The 17662-nt window shown below is 65.2% G+C and carries 16 protein-coding genes and 1 pseudogene; 14 read left to right on the top strand and 3 right to left on the bottom strand.

The genetic code is table 11. The annotated features are described in order from the left end of the window. Nucleotides 1-145: 145 nt before the first annotated feature. From AVW09_RS08570 to lgt, 5 genes are all read left to right on the top strand, one after another. Nucleotides 146-2236, top strand: a complete 2091-nt coding sequence (locus AVW09_RS08570) for a heavy metal translocating P-type ATPase (RefSeq protein ID WP_082822876.1) — start codon at nt 146-148, stop codon at nt 2234-2236. 49 nt (nt 2237-2285) lie between these two features. Further along, nucleotides 2286-2741 (top strand): DUF6153 family protein, encoded by a 456-nt coding sequence (locus AVW09_RS08565; RefSeq protein ID WP_063257649.1) that lies wholly within the window; start codon nt 2286-2288, stop codon nt 2739-2741. Nucleotides 2742-2830: 89 nt separating this feature from the next. Continuing rightward, the gene (locus AVW09_RS08560) at nt 2831-3436 is read left to right on the top strand and encodes a DUF305 domain-containing protein (RefSeq protein ID WP_063257648.1); all 606 of its coding nucleotides are present in this window, start codon (nt 2831-2833) and stop codon (nt 3434-3436) included. 104 nt (nt 3437-3540) lie between these two features. Continuing rightward, entirely contained in the window at nt 3541-4002 is a 462-nt protein-coding gene (locus AVW09_RS18220) for a DsrE family protein (protein ID WP_231901799.1), read from the top strand. Between the two features lie 46 nt (nt 4003-4048). Beyond that, on the top strand, nt 4049-4933 hold the full coding sequence (gene lgt, locus AVW09_RS08555) for a prolipoprotein diacylglyceryl transferase (protein ID WP_063257647.1): 885 nt from the start codon (nt 4049-4051) through the stop codon (nt 4931-4933). Nucleotides 4934-4994: 61 nt separating this feature from the next. Here the strand turns inward: lgt and AVW09_RS17240 are convergent, their stop codons facing one another. Together AVW09_RS17240 and AVW09_RS08550 are read right to left on the bottom strand one after the other, a co-directional pair. Then, nucleotides 4995-6026 carry a sensor histidine kinase gene (locus AVW09_RS17240; protein WP_231901798.1) on the bottom strand — a complete coding sequence of 344 codons (1032 nt, stop codon included), beginning with the start codon at nt 6024-6026 and terminating at the stop codon, nt 4995-4997. 14 nt (nt 6027-6040) lie between these two features. Further along, nucleotides 6041-6724, bottom strand: a complete 684-nt coding sequence (locus AVW09_RS08550; RefSeq protein ID WP_063257646.1) for a response regulator transcription factor — start codon at nt 6722-6724, stop codon at nt 6041-6043. A 226-nt stretch (nt 6725-6950) separates the two neighbouring features. Here AVW09_RS08550 and AVW09_RS08545 point away from each other — a divergent pair, with 226 nt between their 5' ends. From AVW09_RS08545 to AVW09_RS08505, 9 genes and pseudogenes are all read left to right on the top strand, one after another. Continuing rightward, a complete protein-coding gene (locus tag AVW09_RS08545) occupies nt 6951-7211 on the top strand; it encodes a hypothetical protein (RefSeq protein ID WP_063257645.1) in 261 nt (86 codons plus the stop codon). 127 nt (nt 7212-7338) lie between these two features. Then, nucleotides 7339-8583 (top strand): COG4705 family protein, encoded by a 1245-nt coding sequence (locus AVW09_RS08540; protein WP_231901797.1) that lies wholly within the window; start codon nt 7339-7341, stop codon nt 8581-8583. After that, nucleotides 8580-9272 (top strand): DedA family protein, encoded by a 693-nt coding sequence (locus tag AVW09_RS08535; RefSeq protein WP_063257643.1) that lies wholly within the window; start codon nt 8580-8582, stop codon nt 9270-9272. Before AVW09_RS08540 ends, AVW09_RS08535 begins: the two co-directional genes overlap by 4 nt. Nucleotides 9273-9358: 86 nt before the next feature. Beyond that, nucleotides 9359-9958 (top strand): phosphatase PAP2 family protein, encoded by a 600-nt coding sequence (locus tag AVW09_RS08530; protein WP_063257642.1) that lies wholly within the window; start codon nt 9359-9361, stop codon nt 9956-9958. A 266-nt stretch (nt 9959-10224) separates the two neighbouring features. After that, nucleotides 10225-10821 (top strand): recombinase family protein, encoded by a 597-nt coding sequence (locus tag AVW09_RS08525; protein WP_063257641.1) that lies wholly within the window; start codon nt 10225-10227, stop codon nt 10819-10821. A 6-nt stretch (nt 10822-10827) separates the two neighbouring features. Beyond that, nucleotides 10828-12210, top strand: coding sequence for a Mu transposase C-terminal domain-containing protein (locus tag AVW09_RS08520; RefSeq protein WP_063257640.1), 1383 nt, complete (start codon nt 10828-10830; stop codon nt 12208-12210). Further along, nucleotides 12210-13019 (top strand): AAA family ATPase, encoded by an 810-nt coding sequence (locus AVW09_RS08515; protein ID WP_063257639.1) that lies wholly within the window; start codon nt 12210-12212, stop codon nt 13017-13019. Before AVW09_RS08520 ends, AVW09_RS08515 begins: the two co-directional genes overlap by 1 nt. Before the next feature lie 114 nt (nt 13020-13133). Continuing rightward, on the top strand, nt 13134-13460 hold the full coding sequence (locus AVW09_RS08510; protein WP_063257638.1) for an ArsR/SmtB family transcription factor: 327 nt from the start codon (nt 13134-13136) through the stop codon (nt 13458-13460). A gap of 44 nt (nt 13461-13504) precedes the next feature. Then, a pseudogene (locus AVW09_RS08505) lies at nt 13505-15596 on the top strand (heavy metal translocating P-type ATPase). Between the two features lie 184 nt (nt 15597-15780). Here the strand turns inward: AVW09_RS08505 and AVW09_RS08500 are convergent. Continuing rightward, a complete protein-coding gene (locus AVW09_RS08500) occupies nt 15781-17625 on the bottom strand; it encodes a cytochrome c oxidase assembly protein (RefSeq protein WP_197462590.1) in 1845 nt (614 codons plus the stop codon). Between the last annotated feature and the right edge of the window lie 37 nt (nt 17626-17662).

Raw genomic sequence — 17662 nt, 5'->3', positions numbered from 1 at the left:
CGGGATCGGACGAGATGATGCCCGCTACACGCCACCATGTTCCCAGCGCGCGCATACCCCCCAGGGGTATACTGAGCGTTCATCACCTTCCCGCCCTGCAAGAAAAGAAGCGACGGGAAGATCTCGGCGTGCGAGGGAGACGTTCATGAGCGAGAACCACCACCACCCGGGTTCCGTGCGCCACGCACCGGGGACCGCCCGACCCGCGGTGCACGCTGGCCACGGCTCACCCGAGAGTGCTGCCTCTGAGCACGGCAATCATCATGATCACGGCGGCCATGTCGCTGCGTTCCGCCGGTTGTTCTGGATCATGCTGCTCGTTGCGGTGCCCGTGGTCGGGTTCTCGTCCATGTTCTCGATGCTCCTCGGGTACTCCCTCCCGGGAGAGGCCTGGGCGGGCTGGGTGTCGCCTGTGCTGGGAACGGTGATGTACGCCTGGGGCGGAGCGCCATTCCTCACCGGGGCCGTCAGCGAGGTCCGCACCCGAAAGCCCGGGATGATGCTGTTGATCGCCTTGGCGATCACGGTGGCGTTCCTCGCGTCATGGAGCGCGAGCCTGGGGCTGGTCGATCATCAGCTCGACTTCTGGTGGGAACTGGCGCTGCTGATCGTGATCATGCTGCTCGGTCACTGGATCGAAATGCGCTCCCTCGCCCAAACGACCTCCGCCCTGGACTCACTGGCAGCCCTGCTCCCCGATGAGGCCGAGAAGATCAACGGCGACGCGACGGTCACTGTTGCCCCCGCCGACTTGCGCGTGGGAGACACCGTCGTCGTCCGCCCCGGTGGGCGCGTGCCCGCGGATGGACGCATCGTGCAGGGCTCGGCGAGCATGGACGAGTCGATGATCACCGGCGAATCCCGCCCTGTCCGCCGAAACGACGGCGACCAGGTCGTCGCCGGCACCGTGGCCACAGACTCCGGTGTCCGCGTGCAGGTCACTGCCGTCGGCGAGAACACCACCCTCGCCGGTATCCAGAAGCTCGTCACCGACGCGCAAAATTCGTCTTCCCGCGCGCAGCGGCTCGCCGATCGTGCGGCCGCATGGCTGTTCTGGTTCGCGCTGGGCGCCGCGGTCGTCACCGCAGTGGTGTGGACAGTCGTGGGTTCACCCGACGACGCGGTGATCCGCACAATCACCGTTTTGGTGATCGCGTGCCCGCACGCCTTAGGCCTGGCAATCCCGCTGGTGGTGTCGATCGCGACCGAGCGCGCCGCACGCTCCGGCGTCCTCGTGAAAGATCGCCTCGCGTTGGAGAGCATGCGCACGGTCGACACGGTCCTGTTCGACAAAACCGGCACCCTCACCATGGGTGCCCCCGCCGTCACCGCCATCGAACCCGCCTCGTCCTTCCAGGCAGGCGAACTGTTGGCGCTGGCGGCCGCCGCGGAGACCGACTCGGAACACCCGTTGGCGCGCGCGATTGTCGCCGCCGCGAAAGCAAAGGCCCTCACCGTTCCCGCCGCGACCGACTTCGAATCCTCGCCAGCCGTAGGGGTCCGCGCCCGGGTAGAGGGACGCACGGTGCAGGTGGGAGGCCCCGCGTTACTCGAGCGTGAAAGCGGCCATGAGCTCGACGTCGCAGACACCTGGCGCGGGGAGGGCGCGATCATCTTGCACGTCCTCGTCAACGGGGCCGTCGCCGGCGCTCTCCGCCTTGCCGACGAGATCCGTCCACAATCCCGCTCAACCGTCGCCGCCCTACACGAGCAGGGTGTGCAGGTTGTCATGATCACCGGCGACGCCGAGGCCGTAGCCGCCTCCGTCGCCACCGACCTGGGAATCGACCGGTTCTTCGCCGGGGTCCGCCCACAGGACAAGGCCTCCAAGGTCAAGGAACTGCAGAACGAGGGCCGCCGGGTGGCGATGGTCGGTGACGGCGTGAACGATGCCCCCGCTCTCGCTCAGGCGGACGTAGGTATCGCAATCGGCGCGGGAACCGATGTGGCTATCGCCTCCGCCGGTGTCATCCTCGCCAGTGATGACCCCCGTTCGGTGCTGTCCGTCATCGAGCTGTCCAAGGCGAGCTATCGCAAGATGAAGCAGAACCTGTGGTGGGCCGCGGGGTACAACCTCCTCTCCGTCCCGCTCGCGGCCGGCGTGCTCGCCCCCATCGGGTTCGTGCTGCCGATGTCGGTGGGTGCGTTGCTGATGTCACTGTCGACCATCGTCGTCGCGGTGAACGCGCAGCTGCTTCGCCGGCTGAACCTCTCCCCGGAGTCCATCGTCAAGTGACCTCGCTCTCCGGAGGGGGTGGCTAACCTACGTCGAACGGGAGGTGAGTATGTCTCTAATTGCCGTTGCGCAGCAGGTCCGTGGACCGCGCACGCTCACCCGCACCCTCCTGCTGCTGGTCGCCGTCACCGCTGCAATCATCGTCGGCCTCCTGGCGATGCACTCCCTCAACACCCACGCCACCACCACCGGCCACGGCGGCACGGCTCCCGTGGTTGGTGTCGCGGTCGATGCCGACAGCAACCACGACGCTCCCGGCGCAGCCGCCGTCGAAGCGCCCGGAGATCATTCCGACTGCGCTGACTGCGCCGGCGATCACGCGATGGCCTGGATGGCATGTGTTCTCGCGCTGTTACTGAGCGTCATCGTCTTCGGATGGCTTCGCGCCCGGTGGCGCGCACCCCTGTGTGAAAGCGTGGCGCACATGGTCCGGGCTCTTTGGCCCGCAGCCGCCCGTTTCCACCCGCCTCCCTCTCTCACCGTCCTCTGCATCAGTCGCACGTGATGACGCGTCAGCCCGGTCTCCCACCGGGCACACGCGATCACCTGCTCGACCCCTGTCGAGCTTCCTCACCGACTTTGGAGAACATCACCATGAACACCCACACCGCGGCGACCGCCGCGCTCACCCTCACCTCCCTTCTCGTCCTCGCCGGCTGCTCCGGCGGCACCACCTCCGGCGGCAGCATGCCCGGCATGGACCACGGCGGCAGCAGCAGCAGCGCTGCGCCCGCGCAGTCTGCCAACGCCAACCAGGCCGACGTCATGTTCGCCAGCATGATGATCCCCCACCACGAACAAGCTGTCGAGATGTCCGACACCCTCCTCTCCAAAGACGGCATCGACGAGCGCGTCACCGCCCTTGCGCAGCAGATCAAAGCCGCGCAGGGACCCGAGATCACGACGATGAAAGGCTGGCTGGAGGACTGGGGTGCCGGCTCCACCGACATGGGCGGCATGGATCACGGCGGCGGCATGATGAGCGAAGGCGACATGCAAGCGCTCGAGCGGGCCACCGGAACCGACGCTGCCCGCCTGTTCCTGCAGCAGATGATCGAGCATCACCGCGGCGCCATCAACATGGCCGAGCAGGAAGTCAGCGACGGCCAGAACACCGCCGCCGTAGACCTCGCCAACAGCATCGTCAAAACCCAGACCTCCGAGATCTCGACCATGGAGGAACTGCTGGCCACTCTCTGATCATCGGGTGGGGCGCGGAAAACCGCCGCGCCCCACCTGATCAGTGGAAACGTTTAATCATGCGTCAACACGCGGAATCACGCATACCGTTACGGACACGCGCCTTGACCTTGACTGCTATCGCGGTGATCGCCGCGAGTATTCTGGCTGGCTGCGCGGCCGCGCCGCTATCCGACGAGGAGCACGCGATGTTGCCACTTTCGCACGTGCACGGCATCCGTGAAAACCCATCCAGCGATGGGTTCCTTCTTGGAACCCACGAAGGCATCTTCACCATCACGAGCGGCGGTGAGCTCGTCGTGCAGGGTGGCGCAGTGCGGGGTCTGGTCGCGGACGGCGACCACCGGGACGTTCTCGTCACGGCCATCCCAGATTCGGATGTGCGCGTCCTCGCGTGCCAGAACAGCATGAACCGCGAGGGCATTGATGCCGCTTCGCTGCTCGACAAGGTGTGGACCGTGCCCGCCGCCGTGGGATATCTCGCGCGAACAGTGGGCAGGCGCAGCCTACGTGCGACTGTGATCCCTCCATCACCTCCCGCGTCAGCCCTGAGTGATGGCTCATAGTCCGAAGGCGTAGTGTCCTGCGCGAACCCGTGAGGAGTACCCGCTGATGAGCATCCGTCTCGCAAGTCTCCCCAGTCCTGACCTGAGCCTGGCGAGCTTCCACATCGGCCCGCTCACCATACACATCTACGCCCTCTGCATCGTTGCCGGCATCATCGTTGCCGTCCTCGTCACCGATCGTCGGTTGCGACGTCGAGGGGTCACTTCCTGGACCGTCATCGACGTCGCCTTATGGACCGTCCCACTCGGCATCATCGCCGCGCGGTTCTACCACGTCCTCACTCACGGCTCCGACTACTTCTACCCCGGCGCGAACCTGTCGAACGTCTTCGCCATCTGGGACGGGGGCAATGCCATCTATGGCTCCCTCATCGGGGGCGCCGTCGGAATGTACATCGGCTGCCGACGGGCGGGACTCCGATTCTGGGCATTCGCCGACGCCCTCGCCCCCGCGCTCCTCATCTCACAAGCCATCGGTCGGCTCGGCAACTACTTCAACCAAGAGCTCTTCGGTATGCCCACCACCTTGCCGTGGGGACTCGAGATCTCCCCCGAAGCTCCCATGTTCCCGCAGGGGATGCCAGCGGGCACGCTCTTCCATCCGCTGTTCCTCTACGAGATGATCTGGAACCTCCTCGGGGCTGCGGTGATCATCCTCCTCGCGCGCCGCTTTACCCTCGACTGGGGACGCAGCATCGCGATCTATCTCGTCTGGTACGGCGTCGCCCGGAGCGGACTCGAAGCGATCCGCATCGACCCCACCAGCGACGCACCCCTCGGCGTTCCCGCCAACATCTGGGCGTCGTTCGTCGTCGCCCTCGCCGGAATCACCCTCTTCACGGTGCAGAGCATCCGACACCGCGAACCCGAACCGTCGCCCTACCTGCGCGAACCGCACCTGGCAACTGCGCAGGTGCACGCGTCGCGTTGAAAGAGTCGCAACCTCGAACTCGCCTCGGCAGGCGCTTGCTCTTCGGCGGGTGGTGGACGCGTCAGCGCGAATGCCAAGCTGCGTCTCTAACAGGACGTCGATGAAGCCCAGCTCGTCGCCGAGGCAAGGGGATGGTGAGCGTCATCGTGGTGCCCTCGTCGGTGGATGACGACACTTGCGCCGATCCGCCGTAGCGGCTCAGCGTGTCTTGGACGAGCGATAACCCGATTCCAAACCCCGTTCTTGATGAGCCACCCCCATCAACGGCATCTGCGGATCGCGCGAATCTGTCAAAAACACGATCTGGTGCGATGCCCTGGATACCAGGCCCCTCATCGGTTACGTCGATGTGGACCCGACCGCCGATCTGGCTCGCGCTCACGGTGACGGCTGTCCCTACCGGGGAGTGCTTGATCGCATTGTCGAGAAGGGCGATGAGGCTTCGCCGCAGGCTGGGATCGGGGATGGCTGCGGACAGGTCCGGTGCAATGGGGGTGCTGATCAAGCGCACTTCCCGTTCGCGCGCGAGGAGGGACATGGCCGACACTGCGGATGTGACGCAGGTTGCTACGGGGGTTGATTCTGCCGGTGAACCTGTGGGAACTTCCGCAGCGTGGAGAAGATCTGAGACGACTCCGATGACGGACAGAGCATCCTGGCGAAGTTGTGTAACGAGTTCCTGGTGGGGATCTGATGCCCGCGAGCTGCGTTGCAGCAACTGGATGCGTGCATCCAATACAGCCAGTGGCGTTCGAAGTTCATGTGAGGCGTCGGCAACGAATTGCCTCTGTCGTCGTAGGGCATCCACCAAGGGCCGAACTGCCCGGCGCGTGACGAGCCATCCCAAGAGGCCGGCGAGGGCGATCGCGATGAGACCGACGCTGACTCCGCCCACGATGATGTCGAGGCCTTGAATGTCGACGACCGTTTCATTCTGCTGCGGGTTGAGCAGGTCAGGCAAGGGAATCTGGGTGAAGACGACGGCGAACGCTGCTATCAGGACGGCGACGACGAGTGCCGAAACTGCCAGGGTAATGGTGAGGGCGACCCGTCGCGCAGCGGAGCGTATGAGCTGCGTGTCCGAGTCATGCACCGGGCGTCGGATCATCACACCAGACCCAGCCGGTAGCCGCGGCCGTGGACTGTCTGGATGATGCTTGGCTCGGTTTTCTTCCGCAGATAGTGAACGTACGTGTCGACGGTCCCCGGAGTGTCATCGGGAGAGAACACCGCTCGAAGGATTTCAGCACGAGAGAAGGTTTGCTGCGGGTTTGTCGCAAACAATCGCAGAAGCGCGCTTTCACGTTCCGTAAGGATGGTGCGGCCGTCGTACGGCGAGTAGACCGCGCGCGAATCCGGGTAAAACTCCCATTCGCCGATGCGAACGAACGGGCCTTCTCCGTCGGTGACGCGCCTGATGGCGCGTAGCCGAGCGAACAACTCGTCGAACTCGAACGGCTTCACCAGATAGTCGGCGGCTCCGGCGTCCAATCCTCTGACCTTGTCTTGAACGGTCCCCATGGCCGTGAGAATCAGCATCGGCACCTGCGACCCTGCTCTGCTAAGGGACTCAACGAGGGTGAGCCCGTCGACAGTAGGCAACCGCCGATCGACCACCATCGCATCGAATGATCGTTCCACGGCGATATCGAAGGCTTCACCGCCATCTGCACAGAGCGTCACGTCGTACACCTCCTCAAGGACCTGCGCCATCAAAGGGCCGAGCTGGGGATCATCCTCGATCAGCAGAAGGCGGGGTCGTGTCGGCGCTGTCGCTACCGTGTCGGCCATTCTGTCTCTCCCTCGTCAGCGCACTCAATCGCGTCGCACTCTGGCTCTCCGCGAGCGTGGGACGTCAACCCAAGTACGGTCATCGGCTCGGTCGAGCCTGCCTCGTGCGCTCTAAGAAATCACACAGAAGCGCCGCGCGCAGAGCAGTTGTAAGCCTTTGCGGTTTCTTAGAGGCCGCCAGGGACCATCTCTCCAGGACTCACCGAGAGTCGCAGAAGGGAACGACATGAGCACTGTCAAACGCAAGGGACTGGGCGCCGGACTCGGCGTCGCAACGCTCGTCCTGTTCAGCGCAGGAGGGGTCGCCGCCATGGCCCTGCCCGCATCGGCCGCCACCACATCGGTGGTCTCGCCCGCACCCGCATCCTCCAGTCTCGCCGTCGAGGACGGCACGAACGACGGCGAAACCGCCGACGATCAGGGTGTCGAGGACGGCACGAACGACGGCGAGAGCGCCGACGACGTCGCCGCCACTCCGGCGAACTGATCACCTGATCACGTGTGGGTGGCCACCAGCCGCCCACACGTGATAGGTCTGCTCGCCTCCTCCTACTCCCACGAACGAGCGCAACTTCTGAGTCGATTCTTAGAACGCGGTCCCTAGCGTCCCGCGTATGACGACCTCATCCGCGACTGAAGCTGCACCTGTCCGGGTCATGCTGAGCAAGGTGCCCGAGATCACTTTGTGGTTCTGGATCATCAAGATCCTCTGCACCACTGTCGGAGAAAGCTTCGCCGACTGGGTCAACACCACCCTCGGGGTGGGACTGGAAGCAACTTCCATGATCTTCACGGTGGTTCTCGCCGCAGTCCTCTCCTGGCAACTGGCGTTGCGGCGCTACGTGCCCTTCGTCTACTGGCTGACCGTAGTGGTCGTGAGCGTCACCGGCACCCTCTACACGGATATCCTCACCGACGACCTGGCGGTCCCTCTCGGTGTCAGCACCATGATTTTTGCCATCGTCCTGGCCGCAGTGTTCGGCGCATGGTGGGCCAGTCAACGCACCCTCTCCATCCACAGCATCACCACCACCCGCCGGGAACTCTTCTACTGGCTCGCCATTCTCGTGACCTTTGCTCTCGGAACCGCCGCAGGAGACGGGATCCTCGAGCTCACCGGTTGGAGCCCAGGAGTATCCGTCCTTCTCCCCGCCGGCCTTCTCGTCGCAGTCATCGCTGGCTGGCGCATGGGAGGCAACCCCGTCCTCGCCTTCTGGCTGGCATACATCCTCACCCGCCCCCTTGGCGCGAATCTGGGCGACTGGATGAGCTTCCCCGCCAGCGACGGGGGCCTGGGAATCGGTGTCGGACCCACGAGCATCTTCTTCCTCGGCGCCATCCTCGCCACCGTTGTGTACCTCACCATCACCCGAACGGATGCCACGGAGAACGTACAGACCCGCCGGCCACAGACAACACCTCGCCGCCGTCGCGGCACCCTCATCTACTTCTCCGCGGTCGCTGCCATCGCCGCCGCCGTCCTCGTCTGGGCGCACGCACAGCCTCACAGTACGGCTGCGGCCAGCGAGGAGGGCCCCAACACAGCCGTCACCCTCGCGCCCGGAGAGTCAGCCACCCTCAACTTCCCCAACGGTAACGTCGCAAACTACCGCTCCATCGTCGAAGACACCCTGGGTCTCGTCCTGGCCGGCGATACCGCAGGTGCGCGAACCCGCATCACCGACCTAGAGACGGCATGGGATGAGGATCAGCCCACCCTTCAACCGCTGGACGGTACCGGGTGGACCATCCTCGACGGCCAAATTGACGCCGTTCTCAAATCCGTGCGCGCCTCCACCCCGGACCCCACAGCCGAGACAAGCGCCCTCAGCACCCTTCTCAACACCCTTTCCTCATGATGATCTCTCCTGTGAATGCCGCCCTCCACGTCCCGACAGCGAGCTTCCTCCCCGACGCGACAGCCATCCTCCACGCCTTCGGACCCTGGGTTCTCGTCGGCATAGCGCTCATCATCTTCATCGAATCGGGCGTCGTGTTCCCCTTCCTGCCCGGTGACTCTCTTCTGGTCACCGCAGCAGTCCTCGCCGGCCCCCTCGGCATTCAACCCTGGCAAGTTCTCCTCGTCGGAATACCTGCAGCGATCCTGGGGGATCAGACGGGCTACTGGCTCGGCAGACGCTTCGGGCGACGCATGTTCAAAGACGGCGCCCGCGTTCTGCGTCCGGAACGCCTCCACGACGCAGAAAACTTCTTCCACAAATACGGCGGCGCATCCCTCGTCCTCGGACGCTTCGTCCCCATTGTGCGCACCTACATCCCCGTCGCCGCCGGAACCGCTCACATGCCCTACCGGCGATTCCTCCTCTGGAACACCACCGGGGCAACCCTCTGGGTGGTCGGCATGACAGCCATCGGTCTCGCTCTCGGCGGCATCCCGTTCGTCGTCAACAACATCGACGTACTCATGATCGTCGTCGTCCTCGTATCCGTCCTACCCGTCATCATCGCCGTCATCCGCAGATGGAACGCCAACCGCCGCAATCGGCCCACACCAGACGGTGCCGGAACAAATGAGGCCAACACATGAGGGTTCAAACGCACCCCGCTGGGAGCGCCCTTCTCACGCCCACGCGACGCGGTCGCCGCGTCATATGGCTCGCTGGTGGCGCGGGGGTGCTACTCACCGCTCTGGGCTTCATCCTTCGGGGGGCGCCCATCGACGCACCCGCCGTCGAAGCCCTAAACCGCGCTCACACCGGCGCATGGGGGCAAACGGCCGACGCCATCTACTTCACGCTCGAGCCCGTCCCCGCCGCATTCCTCACACTCCTCATCCTCATCACGATCGCGGTCGTTCTTCGATCCGTGCGCACAGCGATCGTCTTCGGCGGGACCGTTGCGTTGACGTGGCTCCCCACCGCCGCCATCAAGGTTGTCGTGGATAGACCTCGACCGGACGTCCCCACCGTTGTTCACCCATTCACGCCCGCGCAGGTGGACGGATCTTTCCCCAGCGGACACACCGCTTTCATCGCAGCCCTCACCATCGCCTTCTGGTTTCTTCTGCGCGGTACCCGTGGGGCGTCGATCGCTCTCATCATCGGCACGCTGTCCACCGTCATCGTTGGTCTCGCCGTCGTCAGCGACGGGCTCCACTACCCAACTGATGTCTTGGCCTCCATCATGTGGGCAATCGCGATGGCACCCACCGCCCGATGGATCATGGTCGACGTCATCGCACCTCGCTTGGAGCGATATCGAAAGCGCAGCTGATCTACGAATCTTCTGATTTGCTGACATCGCGGTTGATCGCGCGGCACGGTCTTACTGACGACCGTTCATGAGACGGTCTCAGCCTCGTCGAACTACCCCGGGAGTTGTGTATCACAAACCTGTAGCTTTCTGAGACAAGCCGTCCTGCGGTCGTTCCGCGCTCATCGGGTTCGAGTTCTCGGGACGTCAGCCGTCTTGAAAAGACGTCTTGCCGCGTTTTGTCTCAGAAGGGGGCGCGGAGGGTTTTTCCGAGTCAGAATGAGGTTGTGAGGCTTCTGGGGTATACGCGTGTGAGTACGTCGAGTCAGGATGCGCAGTTGCAGCTTGATGCGCTCGTCGCCGCCGGGGTGCAGAAGCGCGACGTCTTCGCGGACGTCACCTCGGGGAGCAAGACCGCGATCGAGCGGGCCGGGATGAAAAAGCTCCTCGAGTACGCCGAGGACGGCGACACCGTGGTCGTGTGGCGAGTCGATCGTCTTGGCCGCTCCCTGATTGATGTGCTGAATACCGTGAACCTGCTGCGCGAGCGCGGTGTGCAGGTCCGGTCGATCTCGGACGGCATCGATCCGTCGACGACGACGGGCCGGCTGATGCTGAACATGCTCGCCACGCTCGCGGAGTACGAGCGAGAACTCATCGTCGAACGGGTCAACGCCGGCATCGCGGCCGCCCGAGCGAACGGCACCCGGTTCGGCCGCCCCCTGTCGGATCCGGTCGTGATTGCGGACAAGCTCTCCATTGCCGCAGATGCGCGAGCGCGTGGTCGCACCGCTGAGGACGCTGCTCATCTCGTCGGGTGGAGTCGCGCAACGCTCTACCGCCACCAGCAGGCCCACGCGGCCCGCGAGAGCGCAGCGATGTAGCGGCTCATGGACGGCCTCGAGCGGTGGCGGATCCTTCGACTTCACGTCGAAGATCAGGTCCCCCTCGCGGCCCTCGCCCGCGAGAGCGGCATCGGCACGCGGACGCTGCAACGCTGGCATCAGCTCTACAAGAAACACGGGCTCGCGGGACTCGACGACTCGGCACGAAGAGACAAGGGCAGGCGGCGCACTCACCCGGCAACTGTCACCACCATCGAGCGGCTCGCTCTGACGCGGCCTCGTCCCTCAATTGCGACATTGCATCGCCTCACCGTCGAAGAGTGCCTGCGCGACAGCAGGCCGGCGCCGAGCTACGCGACCGTCCGGCAGATCGTGCAGGCCCTCGACCCCGCGCTCGTCACCCTCGCGTTAGAGGGTCCCGCTTCCTACCGCGACCGCCACGAGCTGGTGTTCCGCCGCCGCGCGGAACGGCCGAACCAGATCTGGCAGGCCGACCACACTGAACTCGACATCCTCATCATCGGCGCGAACGGGAAGCCCGAGCGCCCCTGGCTGACGACGGTGATGGATGATTACTCCCGCTCAATCTGCGGCTACATGGTCTTTACCGGCGCGCCTTCGTCACTGAACACCGCTCTCGCGTTGCGGCAGGCGATTTGGCGAAAGACCGACCCGGCATGGGCGATGTGCGGGATCCCCGACGTGCTGCACGTCGATCACGGCTCCGACTTCACCAGCCACCACCTCGAACGCACCGCCGTCGAGCTGCACCTGCGGCTCATCTTCTCGACCGTCGGACGGCCCCAGGGGCGCGGCAAGATCGAGCGGTTCTTCGGCACCATCAATACCGAAGTCCTCCAGACCCTCCCCGGCCACCTCGGCCCCCGCAACCGCAGCCCTCAGCCAGTGCTCGACCTCCCCGGTGCGGACCGGGCGATCGGCGCCTTCATCGCCACCTACAACCAGCGCACCCACCGGGAGCTCGGTGTTTCCCCGCGAGACGCATGGGTCGCGGACGGCTGGATGCCCCGCATGCCCGACACCCTCGACCAGCTCGACGGCCTGCTACTCACCGTCCCCACGCATCGGACCGTGCATCGAGACGGCATCCACTTTCAGGGTCAGCGCTACCTCGCGCCCACTCTCGCCCCGTTCGTCGGACACGCCGTCACCATCCGCTACGACCCCCGCGACGTCTCCGAGATCCGCGTCTACGACCACGACACCTTCGTCTGCGTCGCCGTCGACGAAGCCCACCCCAACATCCGCCTCAGCCTCCGCGACATCGAAGCCGCCCGCCGTGCTCGCCGCCACGAACTCCGGCGCATCATCAACGATCGCATCCCCACCGTCGCCCACCGCGAAGAACCTCGCCTTGCGGACCCCGCCCCGCGCAGGAAACGACTCCGTACCTACGAGGAGGAGTGATGAGCCAAAACTTCATCGTCACCAAGGAACACCGTCGCTTCACCGAGTTCGCGAACGCGGTGAGGAAGGAGCGCACGATCGGCATCTGCCACGGTGACGCCGGAGTGGGAAAGACCAACTCCGCGCGTCGCTACGCCAACTGGGACGCCCTCGAGCCTTACATCACCGCGTGGGGCCCGAGGGGCGAGGACGACGCGAAACACTATGCGCTCGCGCACCGCTGCCGCACCGTCTTCTACACACCCGAAGTCCTCCCGCGACCCAAAGTTCTCATGGAGGAGATCAGCAGATGGCAGGCCAAGGCCGGCATCTGCATCGATGAACACCTCCGCACACTCGGGAAAGTCACCGGCGCAAATAACGGCGACACCACCCGATGGGTTGAACTACTCATCGTCGACGAAGCTGAGCGACTCACCCCCACCGCGCTTGAGCTGCTCCGCGACAAACACGACCGCACCCACCTCGCGATCATCCTGATCGGTATGCCCGGCATCGACCAGCGCTTCCGCCACTACCCCCAGCTCTACAGCCGCCTCGGCTTCTCCCACCGCTACCGCGCCCTCGGCCGCGACGAACTCCTCTTTGTCCTCGACAAACACTGGAAACGCCTCGGACGCACCCTTAACCCCGACGACTTCACCGATGCCCAGGCCATCGCCGCCATCGAACGCATCACTCGCGGAAACTTCCGCCTCCTCGAACGACTCTTCCCTCAGATCAGCCGCATCCTCAAGATCAACGAACTCGAGACAATCACCGACGACGTCGTCGAAGCGGCCGCCAGCGTCCTCGTCATCGGGAGCTAACCAGCCCCACCGGGCGATCACGGAACACCGCCATAGAGCTGGCAACTCCACACAGCCGGGACTGACGAGGTGCCGAATGGTCGAGAATACAGCTTTCACCGTCTGGGTCGGGCGATGGCGGATCCGACCCGCTCCAGGGTCCTGCTGGAGTTGCTGTCCGGGCCAGGGTATCCCGCCAGGCTGTCGGAGAACTTGGGGCTGACGCGGACCAACGTGTCCAATCACCTTGCCTGTCTGCGCGGCTGCGGCATCGTCGTCGCTACACCGGAAGGTCGGCTGACTCGGTACGAGATCGCCGACCCGCATCTCACCCGCGCGATCACCATCCTGGTCGACACGGTGCTCGCCTTCGATGACGGCGAAGCGTGCGCGAACGAGAACTGCGATGTCCCGCTGTGCTGCACCCCCGCAGACGAGACGAACCTCGAGGTTGCGCGATGAGCGAGGAATGCTGCGGCCCTGACGAGCCCCGCAAGCCCACCACCATGACGGTGCGGCGGCTGCAGCTGAGCAAGCCGCTCGCGACCGGTGACGCGTGCTGCGGCCCCGAAGACGGCGGGCACGCGCACCAGGACGAGCACAGCGTCGATGATGAGTACGACCATGGCGACGGTGCGGAGGTACGGCCGCCGTGGTGGCGTGACACGGCTCTGCTGCCGTCCGCGATCGCCGGCGTGACATTGCTGGTCGGGTACGTCTTCGAGTGGACCGGGGTGCCGATCCCGGCGCTGGTGTTCCAGCGGATCGCGCTGCTGGCCGGTGCGTACACGTTCGTGCCCGGCGCGATCCGCCGACTGCTGCGACGTCGCCTCGGCGTCGGCCTGTTGATGACGATCGCCGCGATCGGCGCGGTCGCGCTCGGTCACGTCGGGGAGGCCGCGACGCTGGCGTTCCTGTTCTCCCTCGCCGAAGCGCTCGAGGACCGGGCGATGGAACGCGCCAAGGAGGGCCTGCGTGCGCTGCTGTCCCTCATCCCTGACACCGTGCGGGTGTCTCGCCTGAACGGGGACGTCACGATCCCCGCTGCAGAGGTGCGGGAGCTCGACATCCTCGTCGTCGGCGCTGGCGAACGGGTCGCCACCGACGGCGTGATCGTCGAGGGTCGCTCCAGCTTGGACACGTCCGCGATTACCGGTGATTCCATCCCAGTTGAGGTTGGTCCGGGGGACGCGGTGGCGGCGGGGTCGGTGAACGGGTCGGCGACGCTGCGGATCGCAGTCGACCGCGGACGGCCGGGACAACTCCCTCACTCAGATCGTCAAGCTCGTGGAGCAGGCCCACGCCCGCAAGGGCGAACGCGCCCGCCTCGTCGACCGCATCGCCCGACCCCTGGTCCCGATCGTCCTAATCGCCGCCGCGCTGGTCGTGGTGTTTGGGTTCATCGTCGGCGAACCCCAGCTGTGGATCGAACGCGCCCTCGTCGTGCTCGTCGCGGCATCCCCGTGCGCTCTGGCGATCGCCGTTCCGGTAACAGTGATCAGCGCGATCGGCGCCGCTTCTAAGTTCGGCGTGATCATCAAATCCGGGGAGGCGTTCGAGCAGTTCGGAACCATCCGCACCGTCGCCCTCGACAAGACCGGCACCCTCACCCGCAACGAACCCGCGGTGGTCGAGGTCGCCACCGCCCCCGGCCGCACCGAGGAAGACGTCCTGGCGTTGGCCGCGGCGTTGGAAGCGACCAGCACCCATTCCCTCGCCGCAGCGATCACAGCTGCATCCCCTGTTGCCCCGGCTGCGCAGGATATTGCCGAGGAGGCCGGGCACGGTATCAGCGGCCGTGTCGGCGCCGTCACCGTCCGGGTCGGTAACACTCGGTGGTTGGACCCGCAGACCCTACGGGACGACGCGGACAGCATGGCCGGCGCCGGGATGACCGTCGTGGTTGTCGAGTCCAACGGGCAGATCGCCGGACTGATCGGGGTGCGCGAAGAACTACGCCCCGAAGCGGCCGAGACGATCGCGATGATGACCCGCCTGGGCATCCGCACGGTGATGCTCACCGGCGACAACGAACGCACCGCCCGCGCCCTGGCGAACCAGGCCGGGATTACCGACGTGCGCGCCGAACAGCTCCCGAAGGACAAGGCCGACGCGATCGCCGCGCTGGTCGCGGAGGGACCCACCGCGATGGTCGGTGACGGCATCAACAATGCCCCCGCCCTCGCCACCGCGACCGTGGGCATTGCGATGGGCGTGAAAGGCTCGGCGGCGGCCATCGAATCCGCCGACATCGCGTTCACCGGCAACGACCTGCGCCTGATCCCCGGTGCTTTTGCCCACGCCCGCCGCGGACGACGGATCATGACCATCAACATCGGCCTGGCCCTGGCGATCATCGTCGTGCTGTTCCCCCTCGCCCTGTTCGGCATCCTCGGGCTCGCCGGGGTGGTGCTCGTGTACGAGATCGCGGAGGTCATCGTCATCCTCAACGGTGTCAGCGCCGCCAGCCGACCCGCGGCCCTGCGCCTGCCCGCCAGCGCACCGACCTCCGAGCCCGCCCCGGGTCCATACGTGAGGGACACCGCTACCGATATTTTCTCTGCGTCGGGATCACCGCGCTTCTCGCGTCGATGCTGATCACCGTCAGCACCGGGTGCGCCGCTTGGACGGCCTCGCACAGCCTCGATCGTGAAACAGTTTCTGCTGCTGTGGCGTGGGTGGAAGTTCGACCTCGACGGTCGCGATCTCGCCACCCCGCAGCGGACTCGGGCAGCTGTCGCAGTCCATCGCGGGCGCTCCTTGTCGACGCCTGAGAAGGATGCTACGTCGTCTGTTTCCGCTGCATACGTAGCGCTGCCCACCCACCTAAAACGAGCACGCTCGCGGAGCCAATGGCCAGGATCACTCCACCCAGGCCCTGGTCTTCGACCGGTGGTCTACCCCAAGTGCGCCCCATCGCTCCGAACCAGTCGGCGGCAATGAGTCCAGAAGTCTCGATGTACACAGAGATAGCGGCCATCGCCACGCTCAAACCGACGATCATCAGCAGCCTCACCCCTGCCGGTCGACGACGTGCAACCCCGTAACCATCTACGAAGCCAAACACGAGCAGAGAACCTATAAGGAGGACTACTGCCGTTGCCATCTGTCGCCCGAGGAGATCTCCTACCCACCAACGGAGGAGGTCGGAACTGACAAGCAGCCAAACCAACGCAGCTGTTGCCGGGACGGCGACACCCGGTGCTGAAATAGATCGCACCCCTCGCGAATGCACGAGCGCCTGCGCCCATTCATATCCTCCCCTGCTGCCGTCCTCGCGGCGTTGGGCTGCTGTGCGGGCAAGCTGTATCGGTGCGCCAGCGGCCAAGAGAGGTACCACCCCCACAAGGAGGATGACGACTGTAAGGACGTGTGCGCTGTAGATGTAGCTGTGGTAGGTGCTCAACGCTCCGCTTGTGGTCCACACCAGCAGGAGTGTCCCTGCTACCCACGCGACGGCCCGCCAGGGGTTCCACGGGTGTCCGCGAGTCCTCAGCTTCAGCATTGCGCTTATGTAGAACACGAGTCCGAACACGGCCAGGATGAACCACAGCACGTCGGGGCTCCACGCCGTGAACCATCGCGACATGGTCCACTCAGGAGGTAGCGGAGCGCCGGTGAGTACCTGAGCCGGTGTGAGCGCACCCGCGGGTTCGGGGAGGATGGGCGGTGGCGTTCGCGCGAGAGCGCCAGCCGCTCCGCTGGCGATCCCCATCAACGCCAGCTCCGCGCTCATTAGCAGCCAGAAAGTCTTGGAGTTGTTGGGATCGGCCCGCATCTTTCGGAGTAGACGGCGTCGGTAGATTGCCCCCAGAACACCTATGGCGGTGAGGGCTACAACCTTGACGATGAGGATGAGACCGTAAGGGGAGGCGAGTGCGCCGAAAGTTTCTAGGCCGATGGCGGCGCGAACCGTGCCCGAGAACGCGACGAGCACGAAAGTAATGACGGCGATGGTGGAGAATCGCATCAACACTGTCGCCATCTCGCGCTCGGGGGTGACGGACCGAATGACCGCCAGCAGAAGCAGACCACCAAGCCAGATCGCTGCGGCGATGATGTGGATGACGATGGCTGTCGTTGCTTGCTGGTGAGAGGCCTCATCACCTGAGTGGCCTTGTGTTCCCATCGGGACAAGCGCTGCCAGCGCGAGAAGTGCCACGGTCGCTGTTCCGCCCCATGAACGCACCGCGAATGCAAACACGGCGAGGATGGCACCCGCGATAGTCGTTATCAACCACACGCGTCCCCCATCGGTCTGCACGAGGTACCGGCCGAGCTGAGACCCGAATTCGGGACCGGCATTCAATGCGGGGTTGAAGATGACTATGAAGCTGAAGAAGCCAGTAACAGCAGATGCCACGGTGAAGATGGCGGCGGATATAGCGGCAACATCCAACACCAGTTCAAACCCGCGCTGTTCGACGCGCAACGTGAACAAGGCGACAAAGAGCGCCCCTCCCATTCCCGCGGCGCTCATGTTCACGACGAGCTTCGACACGGGCAGCCCCCACCTCGCGAGGGGACCGGCGTCGGCCAGTTGTAGGGGGGCTGCCCCACCGCCGATTGCGAGAGAGCACACCAAGGCAGCGACTGCGCTGACGACGAGGATGAAGAGCGCAATCACGCGGTATGCGTTCCAGCGGCGCGGCGGCAAGGACGGC

The sequence above is a fragment of the Microbacterium sp. T32 genome (genome assembly GCF_001619615.1).
In the GTDB taxonomy this organism is placed as follows: Bacteria; Actinomycetota; Actinomycetes; order Actinomycetales; family Microbacteriaceae; genus Microbacterium.
This window is presented reverse-complemented; position numbering and strand designations above follow the sequence as displayed.

What these genes read in the sequence shown, in the direction of transcription:
- AVW09_RS08570 (WP_082822876.1), top strand. Translation starts at nt 146, where the DNA reads ATGAGCGAGAACCACCACCACCCGGGTTCCGTGCGCCACGCACCGGGG.
- AVW09_RS08550 (WP_063257646.1), bottom strand. Translation starts at nt 6,724, where the DNA reads ATGGCCGACACGGTAGCGACAGCGCCGACACGACCCCGCCTTCTGCTG.
- AVW09_RS08520 (WP_063257640.1), top strand. Translation starts at nt 10,828, where the DNA reads ATGGACGGCCTCGAGCGGTGGCGGATCCTTCGACTTCACGTCGAAGAT.
- AVW09_RS08540 (WP_231901797.1), top strand. Translation starts at nt 7,339, where the DNA reads ATGACGACCTCATCCGCGACTGAAGCTGCACCTGTCCGGGTCATGCTG.
- AVW09_RS08545 (WP_063257645.1), top strand. Translation starts at nt 6,951, where the DNA reads ATGAGCACTGTCAAACGCAAGGGACTGGGCGCCGGACTCGGCGTCGCA.
- lgt (WP_063257647.1), top strand. Translation starts at nt 4,049, where the DNA reads ATGAGCATCCGTCTCGCAAGTCTCCCCAGTCCTGACCTGAGCCTGGCG.
- AVW09_RS08515 (WP_063257639.1), top strand. Translation starts at nt 12,210, where the DNA reads ATGAGCCAAAACTTCATCGTCACCAAGGAACACCGTCGCTTCACCGAG.
- AVW09_RS08535 (WP_063257643.1), top strand. Translation starts at nt 8,580, where the DNA reads ATGATGATCTCTCCTGTGAATGCCGCCCTCCACGTCCCGACAGCGAGC.
- AVW09_RS08565 (WP_063257649.1), top strand. Translation starts at nt 2,286, where the DNA reads ATGTCTCTAATTGCCGTTGCGCAGCAGGTCCGTGGACCGCGCACGCTC.
- AVW09_RS08560 (WP_063257648.1), top strand. Translation starts at nt 2,831, where the DNA reads ATGAACACCCACACCGCGGCGACCGCCGCGCTCACCCTCACCTCCCTT.
- AVW09_RS08510 (WP_063257638.1), top strand. Translation starts at nt 13,134, where the DNA reads ATGGCGGATCCGACCCGCTCCAGGGTCCTGCTGGAGTTGCTGTCCGGG.